The following is a 17,015-nucleotide window of genomic DNA, read 5'->3' as shown; positions in this document are numbered from 1 at the left end:
GCTGCTCGAGCTGGTCGGCGTCATGGTGCTGGTCTGGGCGTTCTCGGCGATCCTCGGCGTCTGGCAGACCTACCTCACCGCGACCGTCGGCAACACGGTCATGGGGGAGCTGCGCATCCGCCTCTTCCGACACCTGCAGGCGATGGAGCTCGGCTTCTTCACCCGCACCCGCACCGGCGTCATCCAGTCGCGCCTCGCCAACGACGTGGGCGGCGTGGCCAACGTGCTCACGAACACCGTCTCGAGCGTCCTCGGCAACACCGTCACCGTGATCGCGGCCGTCGTCGCGATGCTCCTGCTCTCGTGGCAGATGACGATCGTCGCCCTCGTCCTCACTCCGGTGCTCGTCGTGGCCCAGCGCCGCGTCGGCCAGGTGAGGGCGCGCATCGCGACGAAGACGCAGGAGTCGCTGTCCGAGATGACCGCGATCACCCAGGAGACCCTGAGCGTCTCGGGCATCCTCCTGGCCAAGAGCTTCGGCCGCCAGGAGTCGGAGGTGACGCGCTACGCCGACGAGAACGGCCGCCAGATCGAGCTCCAGGTGCGGCAGCAGATGTCCGGCCAGTGGTTCTTCGCGATGGTGCAGATCTTCCTCTCCGTCATCCCCGTGATCGTGTACCTCGTGGCCGCCTGGCTGATCCTCGGCGGCACCACCGTCACCGCCGGGACCGTCGTGGCCTTCACCACCGTGCAGGCGCGCCTGATGTGGCCGCTCCTGGGCCTGATGCGCGTCGCGCTCGACCTGCAGACGGCCGGAGCGCTGTTCGCCCGCATCTTCGAGTACCTGGACCTGCGCCCGGCGATCACGGACAGGGCAGATGCACGCGAGGTCTCGGGCGAGCTCGGCCGGGTCGAGCTCGACGACGTCGTGTTCCGCTACCCCGACCAGGCGGAGGACGCGCGCCCGACGCTCGACCACGTCTCGGTCGCGATCGAGCCGGGCCAGTTCGTCGCCTTCGTCGGTCCCTCCGGCGCGGGCAAGACCACCATCTCGTACCTCGTCCCGCGCCTCTACGACGTGGCCGGGGGAGCGGTGCGCTTCGCCGGTACCGACGTGCGCGAGCTGCGGCAGGAGTCGCTCGTCTCGCACATCGGCATCGTCAGCCAGGAAACCTACCTCTTCCACGCGACGATCGGCGACAACCTCCGCTACGCCCGCCCCGACGCGACGCAGGAGGAGCTGGAGGCGGCCGCCCGCGCCGCGAACATCCACGCGACGATCACGTCGTTCCCCGACGGCTACGACACGCTGGTCGGCGAGCGTGGCTACCGGCTCTCCGGAGGCGAGAAGCAGCGGCTCGCGATCGCCCGCGTCCTGCTGAAGGACCCGGCGGTCCTCATCCTCGACGAGGCGACCAGCGCCCTCGACACCGTCTCGGAGCGGATCGTCCAGACCGCGCTCGACGACGCCGCCCGCGGCCGCACCACCATCGCGATCGCTCACCGGCTCTCGACCATCGTGTCGGCCGACGTCATCCACGTGGTCGAGGGCGGACGGATCGTCGAATCGGGCACCCACCGCGAATTGCTCGGCCTCGGCGGCCTCTACGCCTCGCTCTACGCACAGCAGACGGAGTCGGCCCTCCAGGGCTGAGCCGCGGATCGGCGGCCGGACTCCGCGGGGCTACTCGCAGCCGACGCCGTCTGAGTCGCCGGGCCCCGTGCACGACGTCGGCGGAGAGCACGTGCCCCTCCCGGTGGGGGAGGCGCACCAGTCTCAGCCGATGTCGTGCGCGCCGGAGGCGGTCACTCCGCCGGCCGGTCCTCGAGCATCTGCTCCATCAGCGAGATCTCGGCCTCCTGGGCCTTCACGACGGAGGAGGCGAAGTCGGTGGCGACCGTCACGCGGCTCCGGGCGAGCAGCGCCTCGGCCATATCGATCGCGCCGCGGTGGTGGGCGATCATCAGCTCGAGGAACATCCGGTCGAAGTCGCGGCCCGACGCGCTGCTGAGGGCGGTGATCTGGTCCGGTGTCGCGAGACCGGGCATGCTCGCCGGCACGACTCCGTCCTCGGTCCCCATCCCCATCGACGAGTGCTCGTCGGCGGCTCCGGCCAGGGTCGGCCGGCCCATCCAGGTCATCGAGGGCTCCGGAGCAGCCTGCGGCAGGCCCCACGAGTTCAGCCAGCCGAAGAGCTGCCCGGCCTGCTGCTGCTGGGTGAGCAGGATGTCCTTCGAGACAGTGAGGACCTCGTCGTCGGCGCTGCGCTCGCGGGCGATCATCGCCAGCTCGGCGCCCTGCAGGTGGTGCACCTGCATGTCGCGCGCGAAGCCCGCTTCGGCGCTGGCGCTCGAGGGCGTCGCGGCGGAGGCGAACGGGGCGAGCGCGCCGAAGAGGTAGCCGCCGGCCGCCCCGAGGAGGAGCGCGACCACGGCGACCGCGGCGACGAGGATCCGGCCCCTACTGCTTGCCGGGCGCATCGATCCCTCCGGTGCAGGGGGCGCCGGGCTCCGGAGCGCTCGAGGACTGCCAAAAGCGCTCGACGAAGGCGTCGATGCGGGGGTCCTCGGGCGAGTCGATCGCGACCTGGGCGTCCCAGGCGCTCAGCACGATGGGCGACTCGAGGCCCTCGTAGGGCGAGACGACGGAGTAGGTGTCGGGCATCGCGGCGATCAGCGCGTCGACCTCGCTCTGCGGGAGCTCGGGGTCGTACGTGGCCCAGACGGCGCCGTGCTCGAGGTCGTGCACCGCGTTCTCGTTCGGGACGGGCTCGTCGTAGACGCCGCAGTTCATCCACACGGCGTTGTGCGGTCCGCCCGCCGGCGGGGTCTGCGGGTAGTCGACGGCGCCGGCGACGTGGGTGGCGTCGTTGTCGAAGGTCTGCAGGCCGTCGATCTCGCGCGCCTCGACGATCTGCTGGTTCCCGAAGACGGTGACCGCGACGATCCCGCCGACCGCGAGGACGGCCAGGGCCGACAGCGACCAGATCCAGATGCGGGAGCCGCGCTTGCGGCGGTCCTGCTCGCGCTTGTAGGCCTCGAGCTTCTCCTGTCGGGCGCGGTTCTTGGCGGACATCGTGTCTTTGGGCACGGCGGCGTCTCTCGTTCTGAGGGCGGAAGGCGCCTGGGGCGGGCGCAGGCGCCTGAGAGGCGCTCTCAGAGGATAACGAGCGAGGCTTCGGATCGGATCAATGCGCGGTCAGGGGGATCTCGATGCGCCCGAGGAGCGGGCCGCTCGATCAGCGGGAGAGGAGGCCGCGGAGGAGTGGGACGGCGCGCCGCCGCTCCGCTCAGGGGGCGAAGGTGAGCCAGAGCAGCAGGCCGTTCAGGACGATGAGGAAGACGGCGGCCAGAGCGGCGGCGAGGGTGGTGAACCAGCGGTTCGTCTGGTCGCCCATCAGGCGGCGGTCGCACGTCAGGATCACGAGCGGCACGAGCGCGAAGGGGATGCCGAACGACAGGACCACCTGGCTGAGCACCAGCGCGCGCGTCGGGTCGAAGCCGATCGCGAGCACCAGGAGCGCCGGGATCAGCGTGACCAGACGACGGGCGACGAGCGGCACCCGCACCTGGAGCAGACCGTGCATGATCTCGGCGCCCGCGTACGCGCCGACCGAGGTCGAGGCGAGGCCGGAGGCGAGCAGGCCGACGGCGAACAGGGTCGCGACCACCGGTCCGAGCGCCGCTCCGATGGCCGCGTGGGCGCCCTCGAGGCTGTCGGTCCCGGCGACTCCCGCGAGGGAGTGCGCGGCGAGGAGCAGGATCGCGAGGTTCACGGTGCCGGCGATGGCGAGCGCGATCGTCACGTCGATCCGGGTGGCGACCAGGATCCTCCGGCGCGCGCCGACGCCCTCGACGTGTCCGAAGCGGTCGCGGGCGAGCGCGGAGTGGGCGTAGATCGCGTGGGGCATGACGGTCGCGCCGAGGATCGAGGCGGCGAGCAGCACCGACTCCGAGCCCTCGAAGCGCGGCACGAGACCGGCGACGGTCGCGCCCGCGTCCGGCGGATCGACGACCACGCCGACCGTGAAGCCGACGGCGATCAGCACCATCAGCGCCGTGATCACCCGCTCGAACGGCTGCGCCCCGCCCCGAGTCTGCACGAGCAGCAGCACCAGCGAGACCGCGCCGGTGACCACGCCGCCGGCCAGCAGCGGCAGTCCGAAGAGCAGGTTCAGCGCGATCGCGCCGCCGATCACCTCGGCCAGGTCGGTCGCCATCGCGACCGTCTCGGCCTGCAGCCAGTAGGCCCGGCGGCCCCAGCGGCCGCGCAGGCGGTCGCCGAGCAGCTCGGGGAGGCTGCGGCCGGTCATCAGGCCGAGCTTCGCCGAGAGGTACTGGATGAGCCAGGCCATCAGGTTGCCGAGCACCACCACCCAGACCAGGAGGTAGCCGAACCGGGCGCCGGCCGTCATGTTGCTGGCGACGTTGCCCGGGTCGAGGTAGGCGACTCCGGCGACCAGCGCCGGGCCGAGCAGGCGGAGGAGGTGGATGTCGGCCGGACGCCGCGGCGGTGCGGCGATCGGTGAGGTCATTCGGGGTCCGTTCCGGGTCGACCGCGGCGCTCGCGGACCCCCACGATAGGGCACCGGCGCGACCGGCGGCACTCCCCTCCCGAGACCGCTCCCTGTGCCTCCGCCCACCCCCGTCACACGCCCGCAGCCGGTTGCTACGCTGGCGGGATGAGCCTGGATCGCGCCCTTCCCGCACGCCCGGAGACCGGGATGGCCTACGCCGATTCGGTGCTCGACCTCATCGGCGACACCCCGCTGGTGAAGCTGGGTCCGGTCGCGGCGGGCGTGCAGGCGACCGTGCTGGTCAAGGTCGAGTACCTGAACCCCGGCGGCTCGTCGAAGGACCGCATCGCGACCCGCATCATCGACGCCGCCGAGCGCGACGGGCTGCTGAAGCCCGGCGGCACCATCGTGGAGCCGACCAGCGGCAACACCGGCATCGGCCTCGCCCTCGTCGCGCAGCAGCGCGGCTACCGCTGCGTGTTCGTGCTGCCGGACAAGGTGGGGGAGGACAAGCGCAACGTCCTCACCGCCTACGGGGCCGAGATCGTCGTGACGCCGACGGCCGTCGCTCCGGAGGACCCCGCCTCCTACTACTCCGTCTCGGACCGCCTCGCCCGCGAGATCCCCGGCGCCTTCAAGCCCAACCAGTACGCGAACCTCAACGGACCGCTCAGCCACTACGAGACCACGGGCCCCGAGATCTGGCGCGACACCGCCGGCCGGCTCACCCACTTCGTCGCGGGAGTCGGCACGGGCGGCACCATCAGCGGCGTCGGCCGCTACCTCAAGGAGGTGTCGGAGGGCCGCGTGCAGATCGTCGGCGCCGACCCCGAGGGCTCCGTCTACTCGGGCGGCGGCGGTCGCCCGTACCTGACCGAGGGCGTCGGCGAGGACTTCTGGCCGAGCGCGTACGACCCGAGCGTGGTCGACCGGATCATCGCCTCCAGCGACGCCGAGTCGTTCGCGATGACCCGCCGCCTCGCCCGCGAGGAGGGGCTGCTCGTCGGCGGATCGAGCGGGCTCGCCGTCTCCGTCGCGCTCAAGGCCGCCGCCGGTCTCGGGCCGGACGACGTCGTCGTCGTGCTCCTTCCGGACGGCGGGCGCGGCTACCTCGGCAAGATCTTCAACGACCGCTGGATGCGCTCCTACGGCTTCCTCGAGATGCGCGACGAGGGCACCGTCCGCGACGTGCTCCGCGCGCGGGCGGCGAGCGGGCAGGCCGACCTCCCGGCGCTCGTGCACGCTCACCCGACCGACACGATCCGCGACGCGATCGGCATCATGACCGAGTACGGCGTCTCGCAGCTGCCGGTGCTGACCGCCGAGCCGCCCGTCGTGATGGGCGAGGTCGTCGGAGCCGTCGACGAGCGCGAGCTGCTCGACCGCGTCTTCGCCGGATCCGCCTCGATGAACGACCCGCTCGGCGACTGCGTGGGCGACGCGCTCGCGCTGATCGGGCTCGGCGAGAGCATCACCGCCGCCCGCGCCGCGCTCACCGAGCGCAGCGCCCTCCTCGTCACCGACGAGGGCAAGCCCGTCGCGGTGATCACCCGACAGGACCTCCTCACCTACGCCACGGCCTGACGGCCGCCGCCTCCGCACCTCCGACCCAGGGAGCCCGCACCATGCCCAAGAAGCAGCACTTCGACACCCGCGCCATCCACGCCGGCCAGGAGTTCGATCCGACCACCGGCGCGGTCGTGCCGCCCGTCTACATGACCTCCACGTTCGTCCAGGACGGCATCGGCGGTCTCCGGGGCGGCTACGAGTACGCCCGCTCGGCGAACCCGACGCGCGACTCGCTCCAGGAGCTCATCGCCTCGCTCGAGGGTGCGGACGTCGCCTACTCCTTCTCCTCCGGCCTCGCGGCCGAGGACACCCTGCTGCGCGCCGCCCTCGCGCCCGGCGACCACGTCGTCCTGGGCAACGACGCGTACGGCGGCAGCCACCGCCTGATCGACCGGGTGCACAGCGCCTGGGGCGTGCGCAACACGGCCGTCGACATGTCGAACCTCCGCGAGGTGCAGCGGGCGATCGTCCCCGGTGAGACGAAGATGCTCTGGGTCGAGACCCCGTCGAACCCGCTGATGACCATCAGCGACATCGCCGAGCTCGCCGACCTGGCCCACGCGCACGACCTGATCGTCGTCGTCGACAACACGTTCGCCTCCTCCGCCCTGCAGCAGCCGCTGGCCCTCGGTGCCGACGTGGTCGTGCACTCGACCACGAAGTACCTCGGTGGCCACTCGGACGTCGTCGGCGGCGCGCTCGCCCTGCGCTCGGGGCCGCTGGCCGAGAAGATCGCGTTCCTGCAGTTCGCGGTCGGAGCGATCTCGGGCCCGATGGACGCGTGGCTCACGGTCCGCGGCATCAAGACCCTCGGGGTGCGGATGGAGCGCCACTCCGTCAACGCGCAGGCGGTCGCCGAGTTCCTCGTCGAGCACCCGGCGGTGACGGCCGTGCACTACCCGGGCCTGCCCTCGCACCCCGGCCACGAGCTGGCGAAGCGCCAGATGTCGCGGTTCGGCGGGATGCTCTCGCTCGAGCTCGCGACGCCGCGCGCGGCCCGGAAGTTCGCCGAGTCGACCGAGCTGTTCCAGCTCGCGGAGTCACTGGGCGGCGTCGAGTCGCTGATCGGCTACCCGAGCGAGATGACGCACGCGTCGGTGAAGGGCACGCCGCTGGAGGTCTCGGAGTCGCTGGTGCGCCTCTCGGTGGGCCTCGAGGACTCGTCCGACCTGATCGCGGACCTGTCGGCGGCGCTGCCGAAGAAGTAGAGGCGGGAACGCCGCCCCGCGGGGCGGCATCTCGATGGTGCGCCCGATCCGGCCCCTGCCAGGATCGGGCGCATGACCTCCTCGCGCCGCTTCGTCGACCTCAGCCACACCGTCGCGGACGGGCTGGTGACCTACCCGGGCCTGCCCGCTCCGCGCATCCGGCCGCACCTCACGCGTGAGGCGTCCCGCGCCTCCTACGCGCCCGGCACCGAGTTCGCGATGGACGTCATCGAGATGATCGGGAACACGGGCACCTACCTCGACAGCCCGTTCCACCGCTACGAGGGCGGAGCCGATCTCGCCGCTCTCCGCCTCGAGACGCTGGTCGATCTGCCTGCCGTCGTGGTCGACGCGACCGGAGCCACCGGACGGGGCATCAGTGCGGACGCGGTCGCGGGACTCGACGTCCGCGGCGCCGCCGTCCTCCTCCGCACCGGCTGGGACGCGCACTTCGCCACGCCCGGGTACGGCAGGGGCGCCCCCTTCCTCAGCGGCGAGGCGGCGGAGGCGCTCGTCGCCGCCGGCGCGGTGCTGGTCGGCATCGACTCGGTGAACATCGACGACACGGAGTCGGGCGGATCGCGGCCCGCGCACTCGGCCCTCCTCGCCGCGGGAGTGCACGTCGTCGAGCACCTCACCGGCCTCGGCGGGCTGCCGGCGACAGGGGCGCGCTTCACCGCCGTGCCGCCGAAGGTGCGGGGCTTCGGGACCTTCCCGGTGCGGGCCTTCGCGGTCGTCGACGAGCCCTGACCGGCGCAGGGCCCCCGGGCGCCTCCGGCTAACCTGGACCGATGCATCCCGCTCTCGCCGCCGTCGGCCGGCGCGTCCGGCCCCGCACGCGCCTCGCGGCGCTGGGCCGTCGTGTCCGCCCCCGCACGCGGCTGCGCTCCGCGGCCCGGGTCGTCTGCTCCGCCCCTCAGCGCCTCTCGGAGCGCCGCGCCGCCGTGATCGCCGCCCGGCCGATCGACCACCCCTCGCCCGCGCTCCGGCGCGAGCTGCTGCTGCTCGATCTGGCCAACCGCTTCTCCCGCCGCTCCGCGGTCGATCCGGCGGGCGAGGTCGTGGTGACGATGACCACGCACGGCGAGCGGCTGCAGCGGGTCCACGTGGCGCTCGAGTCCATCGCCCGCGGCGACGCCCGGCCCGCGCGCCTGGTGCTCTGGCTCGACGACCCGGCCCTGCACGCCGACCTGCCCGCGCCGCTGCGACGCCTCCGCCGCCGCGGCGTCGAGATCCGCCTGGTCGACGGCTACCGCGTGCACACGAAGTACTACCCGCACCTGCTCTCGGGCCGGGCGGGGGAGCGCGACCTCGTCACCTCCGACGACGACATCGTGTACCCGCGCACCTGGCTGAGGGGCCTGCTCGACGCCCGCTCGCGCTACCCCCGCGAGACCGTGCTCTGCTACCGCGCCCACCGGGTGGGGATCGTCGACGGCGCCGTGGCTCCGTACACGAGCTGGACGCCGGTCGCCGACACGCGCGCGTCGACCGACGTCTTCGGCACCTCCGTCTCCGGGCAGCTGCTGCCCGCCGCGCTCCTCGGCGAGATCGCCGCGCACGGGGAGGCGTTCCGCGAGATCGCCCCGGACGCCGACGACATCTGGCTGCACGTGCGCGCGGTCGACGCCGGTTACCGGATCGCGCAGATCGAGCCCCGGGCCCAGCTGTTCCCGTTCGTGCCGCGCACGCAGCAGTCCGGGCTCTACCTCGTCAACTACTGGGACGGCGGCAACGACCGCCAGGCCCGCGCGGCCTACACGCCCGAGGTGACGGCGCGGATCGCGGCGGACGCCTCCGCGAGAGGGGAGGTGCGCTGATGCGCCTGCTGTTCGTGAGCAACCTCTATCCGCCCCAGGTGCTCGGCGGATACGAGATGACCTGTGCGCGCGTCGCGGAGGCGATGGCGGCCCGCGGCCACACCGTGCGCGTGCTGACCACGCCGACCTACCTGCCGCCGGAGCCCTCGGGCGTCGAGGTGCACCGCACGTTGAGCCTGCGCACCTACTTCCCGCTGCCGCAGACGGGCGGCGAGATCGCTCAGCTGCTGCACCACGAGAGCGCCGTCTCGCGGTTCGAGAACACCCGCATCCTGCTCGAGGAGCTGCGCGACTTCGCGCCGACCCACGTGGTGGCCTTCAACCTGCTCGGGATCGGCGGCCTCGCGATGATCGACCTGCTGCGGGCGGTGGAGGCGCCGTGGATGTGGAACCTCGGCGACCGCATCCCGAACGCCCTGGTCGACGGGCTGCCCGAGCGCGTGCTCCGCGTCTACGGCGCCCAGGCCCCCGACCACTTCGACCGCGGCGAGATCGTCGCGGTCAGCCGCTCCCTCGTCGACGCGATCGAGGCCGGCGGGCTGAGCCTGGGCGAGGTCGAGGTGATCGGGCGCGGAGTGTCCGTTCCCCCCGACACCGCGGAGCCGCGGCGCTACCGCGAGGGCGGGACCACCCGGTTCACGTTCGCCGCGTCGCTCGGCGAGCACAAGGGCGTCGGGCTGGTGCTGGAGGCGGCGGCGTCTCTCGCGGAGGAGACCCGCGACTTCCGCGTGGACCTCTACGGCGACGGAGACGTGGACGGCTGGCGCGCCCGGGCGGACGAGGCGGGCCTGGCCGGCCTGGTCGAGTTCCACGGAGCGACGCCGCACGCCGAGGTGCTCGCCGCGCACGGCCGCGCCGACGCGTTCCTCTTCCCGACCTGGGCCGGAGAGGCGTTCGGCGTCGCGCCGGTCGAGGCGGCCGCGGCGGGCGCCGTGCCGATCGTGACGGCGGCCAGCGGAGTAGCGGAGTTCCTCATCGACGGCGTCGACTGCATCAAGATCACCCGCTCCGCCCCGGCGCTCCTCGAGGCGATGCGGGACGTGGCGAGCGGGGCGGTGGACCTCGAGGCGCTCGGTCGGCGGGGCCGGGCCGCGGCGCGCGGACCGCTCTCGTTCGAGCGCTCCGTCGAGCTGATCGAGGCCTCGCTCGAGCGCCGCTCCCGGCCGGGCCTCGCCGACCGCCTCGCCGACACCACCCTCGAGGCCGACATCATGGACAAGGATCTGCGGGCGATGGACGTGCTCCACCGCCGCTTCTCCGGACGGGACCACGACGATGACCACTGACCACGACTTCCTCCAGGACCCCGGCTCCGCGCCCACCCGGCTCGGCCGCGGCGGCGTCGTGCTCCGCGACGCCGTGCACCGGCTGGTCGCCCCCTGGTTCGAGCAGGCGCGGCTGCGCACGGAGGAGCTGCGCGCCGAGACGGCGGCCCTGCGCGACGAGGTGGCCGGGCTCCGCGGCGAGCTGAGCGCGGTGCAGGGCGACGTCTCCGTGCTGCGCGACGAGTCGGCGGGCCTCCGGGAGGCGCTGGACGAGCTCAGCGCGTCGGTCGCGGCCGACCGAGCCTCGTCCGAGGCGGCGGGTGCGGCGGCCGCCGAGCAGGCCGCCGACACCGCGGCGGCTCTCGACGAGCGCGTCCGCGGGGCCGAGCTCGAACTGCGGGCGGTCACCCGGCGCCTCGCGGAGGCGCTCGACCGCTGAGGCGGCGAGGCCCGGTCCTCGCGGCGATCAGGCGGGGACCGCCGTCCGCGCGAGCAGCTCGGCGATACGACCGGTGCAGCCGCCGCAGCCCGTGCCGGCGCGGGTCGCCCGCCCGACGCAGGCGACCGTCCCGTGTCCCGCCGCAGCCGCATCGGTGATCACCGCCGCCGTCACGCCGTTGCACCAGCAGACCGTGGCATCGGGGGCGAACGGATCGCCGGTCGCCGCGGCGCCCGCATCCGGGGCGTCCAGACGCAGGAGGCTCGACCGGTCCGCCGGCAGCTCCGAGCCCCGCTCGAAGAGGAGGCTGAGCTCGGCGCCGACCCGGGGCAGACCCACCGAGACGAACCCGCGCAGCACTCCTCCTGCGGTCACGAGCTTGGCGTAGCCGCCGCGGGAGGGGTCAGCCCACAGCGTCACCTCGAGGTGCTCCTCGCCCGGGCGGTGCGGGTCCCACGGCTCCGGGGCCACGTCGCCTCCTGCCACGAGGTCGACGCCCTCGGCCTTCAGCATCACGACCGCCGGTCGGGCGTCGGGGACGCGCTCCTCGCCGCAGCGGCCCTCCGCCTCCGCCCGGATCCGTGCTGCGAGCCGGTCCGCCTGCTCCCATCCCGGACCGATCAGTCCGCTCGGTCCGCCGGGCACGCGGCCGTCGGGCAGGGCCGAGCCGCGGGGGGCGACGTGCGCGCAGTCGCCGATCGCGAAGACGTCCGGGTCGCTCCAGCTGCGCAGCTGCTCATCGACCAGGATCCCGGTCGAGACGGCGAGCTCCGCGCCCGCGGCCAGCTCGACCCGCGCACCGACACCGCACGAGAGCACCAGCAGATCCCCCTCGATCTGCTTGCCGTCAGCGCAGACGAGCGCCTGGAAGTGCGCACGGCCGCGGTCGTCGTGCGCGAGCAGGACGCTCTCGGACCGGGCGTGCGCCACCATCTCGACGCCGGCCGCGCGTGCGGCCGCGGCCAGCATCCGCCCCCCGCCCGTGTCGAGATTGCGGGCCATCGGGATGTCGCCGTGGAAGACGACCACCACCTGCGCGCCCTGCTCGGCGGCGGCGAGGGCGAACTCGATCCCGAGCACTCCCGCCCCGAGCACGACGAGGCGAGCGCCGGAGCGCACGGCCTCGCGGACCACCCGGGCGTCGGCCAGGTCTCGCAGCGCCACCACCCTCTCCGGGAGGGGCCGGGAGCCCGCGTCGAGCGACTCCGGATCGGCGGCGCGCACCGTCCGCTCACGTCGGGCCCGCTCCATCCCGGCGAGGGTCGGCACGTTCGCCCGGGCGCCGGTCGCCAGGACGAGGCGGTCGTAGGGGAGCCGCTCGCCGTCGTGCAGCCGCACGACGTTCCGCGCGCGGTCGATCCCCACGACGGCCGCTCCCAGGCGCAGGACGACGCCCGCCGCCTCCGCCGCCGTCCGGTCGCCGAGGTCGAGGCGCTCGCGGGTCGCCCGGCCGACGGCGTACTCCGCGAGCAGGACACGGTTGTACGGGTCGTCGCTCTCGGCGCCGACCACCGTCAGCGCGACCAGACCGGCCCGCACGGCCGGCAGCAGCTCCTCGACGAAGCGCGAGCCGACGGGGCCATAGCCGATCAGGACGATCCGCTCGGGAGGTGTCTCAGGCATGTGCCGTCCCTTCCGCGCGGACCCAGACCCGCGTGCGCTTGAACTCGGGCATCGACGACACCGGGTCCACGACGGCCTCGGTGAGGAGGTTCGCGCACTGCTCACCCGCGTAGTGGAAGGGCAGGAACACCGTGTCGTGGCGGATGTCCGCGGTGACGCTCGCGCGGGCGCGGACCACGCCGCGCGCGTTCCCGATCGCCACAGGTGCTCCGTCGCGGACGCCGAGCCGGGAGGCGGTCGCCGGGTGGATCTCGAGCCGAGCCTCGGGGCGGGCCGCATCGAGCTCCGCGACCCGCCGGGTCTGGGTGCCCGACTGGTACTGCTGGAGGTAGCGGCCGGTCACGAGGGTCAGCTCCTCGCCGCGGTCCACGACGACGGGGACGGCGGGGATGACGGCGACCAGGCGCGCCCGGCCGTCGGGGTGCCCGAAGCGCTCAGCGAAGAGGCGCGGCGTCCCCGTGCCGCCCGCGGGGTAGGGCCAGTGGGCGGCGATCCCGGTGTCGAGCAGGGCGTGCGAGAGGCCGGAGTAGTCGGCCACGCCTCCCGCGGACGCGCGGGCCAGCTCGTCGAACACCTCCGAGGGGACCGCCGACCAGCTCGAGGGGGCGTCGAGACGGCGCGCCAGCTCGCTCATGATCCAGAGCTCGCTGCGCACTCCTGCCGGCGGGTCGATCGCCCGGCGGCGGCGGAGCACCCGGCCCTCGAGCGAGGTCATCGTGCCCTCCTCCTCCGCCCACTGCGGCACCGGGAGCACCACATCGGCCAGCGCGGCGGTCTCGGAGAGGAAGAAGTCGCAGACGACCAGCGTGTCCAGGGCCTCGAGCCCGGCGCGGACGGCGTCGGCGTCCGGAGCCGAGACGACCACGTTGGAGCCGTGCACCAGCAGGCAGTGCACGGAGCGTCCGAGCTCGGCGAGCAGGGCGGTGGCGGGCAGGCCCGGGCCGGGGATCGATTCGGGCGTCACGTCCCAGACGGCGGCGACGTGGCGCCGCGCCTCCGGATCGCGGATGGAGCGGTACCCCGGGAGCTGATCGGCCTTCTGTCCGTGCTCGCGTCCGCCCTGGCCGTTGCCCTGACCGGTGAGCGTGCCGTACCCCGACCCCTCGCGACCCACCAGGCCGAGCACGAGAGCGAGGTTGATCGCGGCGGTCGCGGTGTCGGTGCCGTCGACGTGCTGCTCGACCCCGCGGCCGGTCAGCACGAACGACCGCCCCGCGGCGAGCCGGCGCGCCAGGGAGCGGAGGAGCGAGGTCGGCACGCCCGTGACCGCGGAGGTGCGCTCCGGCCACCACGACGAGACGCTGCGGCGCAGGGCCTCGACGCCGGTCGTGCGCGCGGCGAGGTAGGCGGTGTCGGCGAGGCCCTCGGCGAAGACCAGGTGGATCAGCCCGAGGAGGAGCGGCAGATCCGTCCCGGGAGCGGGCTGCAGATGCGTGCCGGCGCCGTCCTCCGTCAGCCGCGCGGTGGCCGAGCGGCGCGGGTCGACGACCACCAGGCCGCCCCGCGAGCGGGCACCGGCGAAGTGGGCGAGCAGCGGCGGCATCGTCGCGGCGACGTTCGAGCCCAGGAGCAGGATCGTGTCGGCGTCGTCGAGGTCGGACACCGGGAACGGCAGTCCGCGATCGACGCCGAAGGCGCGGTTGCCGGCCGCCGCGGCCGAGGACATGCAGAAGCGGCCGTTGTAGTCGATCCGGGAGGTGCCGAGAGCGATCCGAGCGAACTTCCCGAGCTGGTAGGCCTTCTCGTTGGTGAGGCCCCCGCCGCCGAAGACGGCCACCGCGTCGGCGCCGTGCCGCTCCCGGACGCCGCGCACCGCCCCGGCGATCGCGTCGAGCGCCTCCTCCCACGACGCCTCCGCGAGGACGCCGTCGGCGCCGCGCAGCAGCGGGGAGACCAGGCGCTGTCCGCTCGCCAGCAGCTCGACGGAGGTCCAGCCCTTGGCGCAGAGCCCGCCCCGGTTCGTCGGGAACTCCCTCCCCTCGACCGCCAGGGGCACGGGGCCCGCCGCGGGTGTCAGCGTCATCGCGCACTGCAGGGCGCAGTACGGGCAGTGGGAGTCGGTCGGGGCGGGTGCGCTCATCGTCAGATCCGGGTCCCCGTCTTCGCGGCGAGGCGGAGGTAGACGCCGGCCGTGATCGCGAGCATCACCGCATAGGCGCCGACGAACCAGCCCAGCGCCGTGGTGTAGTCGCCGAACTCGGTCTTGGAGAAGCCGAGCAGCTGGGGGATCACGAAGCCGCCGTAGGCGCCGATCGCCGAGATCAGGCCGAGCGCCGCGGCGGACGTGCGCTGGGCGCCGATGCCGTCGTCACCGCGCTGGCGGGCGCGGAGGGCGAACACCGTGGGGATCATGCGGTAGGTCGCGCCGTTGCCGATGCCGGCCGCCGAGAAGAGCACGAGGAAGCAGGCGAGGAAGAGCCAGAAGCTGCCGAGCGGCAGTGTCGCGATCACGCCGAGGATCCCGGCGCCCATGGCGACGAAGGCGAGGACCGTGACAGGCGCTCCGCCGAAGCGGTCGGCCAGACGGCCGCCGGAGGGGCGGGACAGCGAGCCCACCAGGGAGCCGAGGAACGCGAGGCCGACCGTCGCCGAGCCGACGGCGAAGCCGGAGAACTCGGGGAAGGTGTCGGCGATGAGCTTCGGGAACACGCCGGCGAATCCGATGAAGGACCCGAAGGTGCCGATGTAGAGCACGGCCAGCAGCCAGAGGTGCGGCTCGCGGAGCGCGGCGAGGGAGGCGGCGACGTCGGACTTCGCGGTCGAGAGGTTGTCCATGCGCTTGGCGGCGCCGATCATCGCCACGACGATCAGGGGGACCCAGAGGAAGCCGGCGATCGGCAGGTTCAGCGTGGCCGCGGCGCCGACGGTGATCGCGATCGGCACGACGAGCTGCGCGACGGAGGCGCCCAGGTTGCCGCCCGCGGCGTTGAGCCCCAGAGCCCAGCCCTTCTGCGCGTGCGGGTAGAAGAAGGTGATGTTCGCCATCGAGCTGGCGAAGTTGCCGCCGCCGAAGCCGGCGAGCGCGGCCACCAGGAGCATGACGCCGAACGGGGTCTCCGGATTCGAGACCGCGATGCCGAGTCCGACGCTCGGGATCAGCAGGAGGCCCGCCGACACGATCGTCCAGTTGCGGCCGCCGAAGCGGGGGACCATGAACGTGTACGGGATCCGCAGGGTGGCGCCGACGAGGCTCGGCATCGAGATGAGCCAGAAGATCTGCCCGGTGTCGAAGGCGAACCCGGCCGCCGGCAGCGAGACGACGACGACCGACCAGAGCTGCCAGACGACGAAGCCGAGGAACTCGGCGAAGATCGACCACCTCAGATTGCGAGCGGCGACGGAGCGTCCCTCCGCCTCCCACTGGGCGGGGTCCTCGGGGTTCCAGCCGTCGATCCAGCGGCCCGGCCGTCGGATGATGCCGGTGGATGTGGCGGCGGTCGTGGGGACGGTGGTCGGGGGTGCAGCAGTCATCGTGGTCCTCCGGAGGGTGGGCGGCGCGCGCGAGGGCGCGCTCGGGACGGGGAGGTGGAGCGGTGGTGGTGCGGGGAGGAGGCGTCAGGCGTTGCGCCCGAACAGCTCCGAGACGATGTCGACCAGCTCGCGGGCGGGCGGATCGACGGCGGTGAGGAGGGGAGCGGAGGCGAGGTCGGCCCCCGCGGAGGCGGCCAGGCCGGCGAAGTAGCCGGGCGCGAGCAGGTAGGTGGCGACCACGACGCGCGCGCCGGGGTGGGCGGCGCGCTCGGCGGCGACCGCCTCCGCGATCCGCGGCTCGGCGGCCGAGATGAACGAGGTGCTCACCTCGCGGCCGAGCTCGGCGGCGAGGAGGCGGCCGGTGGTCCAGCAGTCCGCGACGGCACCGGCGTCGCTCGAGCCGGCAGCGGCGAGCACGACGCGGTCGCCGTCGTCGAGCCCTGCCTCGTGGAGCCGGCGGGCGAGCACGCGCGCCAGGCGGGGATCGGGTCCGAGCGCGCCCGAGACCCGCACCGGCCGCTCCGCCTCCGCCGCGGCCTCGGCGAGGTCGACGTGCACGTGGTAGCCGGCCGAGAGCAGCAGCGGCACGACCACCGCCGGCCGGCCCGGCTCGAGAGAACCCAGGGTCGCGGGGACGTCGGGCTGCTGCACGTCGACGAAGGAGTCGAGCACGTCCAGCGCCGGGTTGGCCCGGCGGACCGCCTCGACCAGCGCGGCGACGGCACGCCTCCCGTCGTCGTCGGAGGTCCCGTGGGACGCGGCGACCAGAGCGGTCCGCTGGGCGACCTCGATCGTGCCGTCGCTCTCGCGCACCTGCCAGGTGGCGAGGTGCAGCTCCGCTCGTGTGAAGCAGGCGCCGGTCTCGAGGTCGAAGACGTCCTTGTGCAGGGGGGAGGCGATCGTGGGCCGCTGCACCCCGTCGACCAGACGCGAGCCGACGATGCCGCGTGAGAGCACGGCGGCGCCGGTCGCGGGGTCGAGGTTCGAGACGGCCCGCACCCGCCCGTCGGGCAGGAGGAACAGGGCGAGCTGCACACCGCCGACCAGGGCGGCCTCGCCCCAGAGCGGCTCGAGGTCGCCGACGGCGCAGACCGGCACCCAGGTGGTGGCGGTCGCGGGGGCGAGCCGATCGAGGAGGGTCATCGCTGCGCCTTCTTCCTGCG

At 73.8% G+C, this 17,015-nt stretch carries 14 protein-coding genes; 7 read left to right on the top strand and 7 right to left on the bottom strand.

From position 1 onward, the window contains the following. A partial coding sequence (locus C5C99_RS14315) for an ABC transporter ATP-binding protein (protein WP_104340268.1) occupies nucleotides 1-1,594 on the top strand: 1,594 nt, incomplete at its 5' end. 152 nt (nucleotides 1,595-1,746) lie between these two features. Here the strand turns inward: C5C99_RS14315 and C5C99_RS14310 are convergent. The 3 genes from C5C99_RS14310 to C5C99_RS14300 form a co-directional block, all read right to left on the bottom strand. Further along, the gene (locus tag C5C99_RS14310; RefSeq protein ID WP_104224341.1) at nucleotides 1,747-2,421 is read right to left on the bottom strand and encodes a DUF305 domain-containing protein; all 675 of its coding nucleotides are present in this window, start codon (nucleotides 2,419-2,421) and stop codon (nucleotides 1,747-1,749) included. Next, nucleotides 2,402-3,031 (bottom strand): DUF3105 domain-containing protein, encoded by a 630-nt coding sequence (locus C5C99_RS14305; protein WP_244230507.1) that lies wholly within the window; start codon nucleotides 3,029-3,031, stop codon nucleotides 2,402-2,404. The genes C5C99_RS14310 and C5C99_RS14305 overlap by 20 nt, the downstream gene beginning before the upstream one ends. Before the next feature lie 199 nt (nucleotides 3,032-3,230). Next, a complete protein-coding gene (locus tag C5C99_RS14300; protein ID WP_104224343.1) occupies nucleotides 3,231-4,475 on the bottom strand; it encodes an Nramp family divalent metal transporter in 1,245 nt (414 codons plus the stop codon). Between the two features lie 189 nt (nucleotides 4,476-4,664). Here C5C99_RS14300 and C5C99_RS14295 point away from each other — a divergent pair, with 189 nt between their 5' ends. The 6 genes from C5C99_RS14295 to C5C99_RS14270 all read left to right on the top strand — a co-directional run bounded on the left by C5C99_RS14295 (nucleotide 4,665) and on the right by C5C99_RS14270 (nucleotide 10,758). Further along, nucleotides 4,665-6,041, top strand: a complete 1,377-nt coding sequence (locus C5C99_RS14295) for a cystathionine beta-synthase (RefSeq protein WP_104227178.1) — start codon at nucleotides 4,665-4,667, stop codon at nucleotides 6,039-6,041. 41 nt (nucleotides 6,042-6,082) lie between these two features. Next, a complete protein-coding gene (locus C5C99_RS14290; protein WP_104224345.1) occupies nucleotides 6,083-7,234 on the top strand; it encodes a cystathionine gamma-synthase in 1,152 nt (383 codons plus the stop codon). Between the two features lie 72 nt (nucleotides 7,235-7,306). Further along, on the top strand, nucleotides 7,307-7,984 hold the full coding sequence (locus C5C99_RS14285) for a cyclase family protein (protein WP_104247709.1): 678 nt from the start codon (nucleotides 7,307-7,309) through the stop codon (nucleotides 7,982-7,984). Nucleotides 7,985-8,025: 41 nt separating this feature from the next. Next, nucleotides 8,026-9,054 (top strand): glycosyltransferase, encoded by a 1,029-nt coding sequence (locus C5C99_RS14280; RefSeq protein WP_104247710.1) that lies wholly within the window; start codon nucleotides 8,026-8,028, stop codon nucleotides 9,052-9,054. Then, the gene (locus tag C5C99_RS14275) at nucleotides 9,054-10,340 is read left to right on the top strand and encodes a glycosyltransferase (RefSeq protein WP_104224348.1); all 1,287 of its coding nucleotides are present in this window, start codon (nucleotides 9,054-9,056) and stop codon (nucleotides 10,338-10,340) included. Before C5C99_RS14280 ends, C5C99_RS14275 begins: the two co-directional genes overlap by 1 nt. Next, on the top strand, nucleotides 10,330-10,758 hold the full coding sequence (locus C5C99_RS14270; protein WP_104247711.1) for a hypothetical protein: 429 nt from the start codon (nucleotides 10,330-10,332) through the stop codon (nucleotides 10,756-10,758). Before C5C99_RS14275 ends, C5C99_RS14270 begins: the two co-directional genes overlap by 11 nt. Before the next feature lie 27 nt (nucleotides 10,759-10,785). Here the strand turns inward: C5C99_RS14270 and C5C99_RS14265 are convergent, their stop codons facing one another. The 4 genes from C5C99_RS14265 to nirD all read right to left on the bottom strand — a co-directional run bounded on the left by C5C99_RS14265 (nucleotide 10,786) and on the right by nirD (nucleotide 16,995). Beyond that, nucleotides 10,786-12,381 carry an NAD(P)/FAD-dependent oxidoreductase gene (locus C5C99_RS14265; RefSeq protein WP_104340267.1) on the bottom strand — a complete coding sequence of 532 codons (1,596 nt, stop codon included), beginning with the start codon at nucleotides 12,379-12,381 and terminating at the stop codon, nucleotides 10,786-10,788. Beyond that, nucleotides 12,374-14,461, bottom strand: coding sequence for a molybdopterin oxidoreductase family protein (locus C5C99_RS14260; protein WP_104340266.1), 2,088 nt, complete (start codon nucleotides 14,459-14,461; stop codon nucleotides 12,374-12,376). The genes C5C99_RS14265 and C5C99_RS14260 overlap by 8 nt, the downstream gene beginning before the upstream one ends. Before the next feature lie 2 nt (nucleotides 14,462-14,463). Continuing rightward, nucleotides 14,464-15,852 (bottom strand): MFS transporter, encoded by a 1,389-nt coding sequence (locus C5C99_RS14255; RefSeq protein WP_104224352.1) that lies wholly within the window; start codon nucleotides 15,850-15,852, stop codon nucleotides 14,464-14,466. Nucleotides 15,853-15,936: 84 nt separating this feature from the next. Continuing rightward, nucleotides 15,937-16,995, bottom strand: coding sequence for a nitrite reductase small subunit NirD (gene nirD / locus C5C99_RS17640; protein ID WP_104224353.1), 1,059 nt, complete (start codon nucleotides 16,993-16,995; stop codon nucleotides 15,937-15,939). Nucleotides 16,996-17,015 lie beyond the last annotated feature (20 nt).

Origin of the sequence: Rathayibacter sp. AY1C4, from assembly GCF_002932195.1 — a bacterium.
GTDB lineage: Bacteria > Actinomycetota > Actinomycetes > Actinomycetales > Microbacteriaceae > Rathayibacter.
This window is presented reverse-complemented; position numbering and strand designations above follow the sequence as displayed.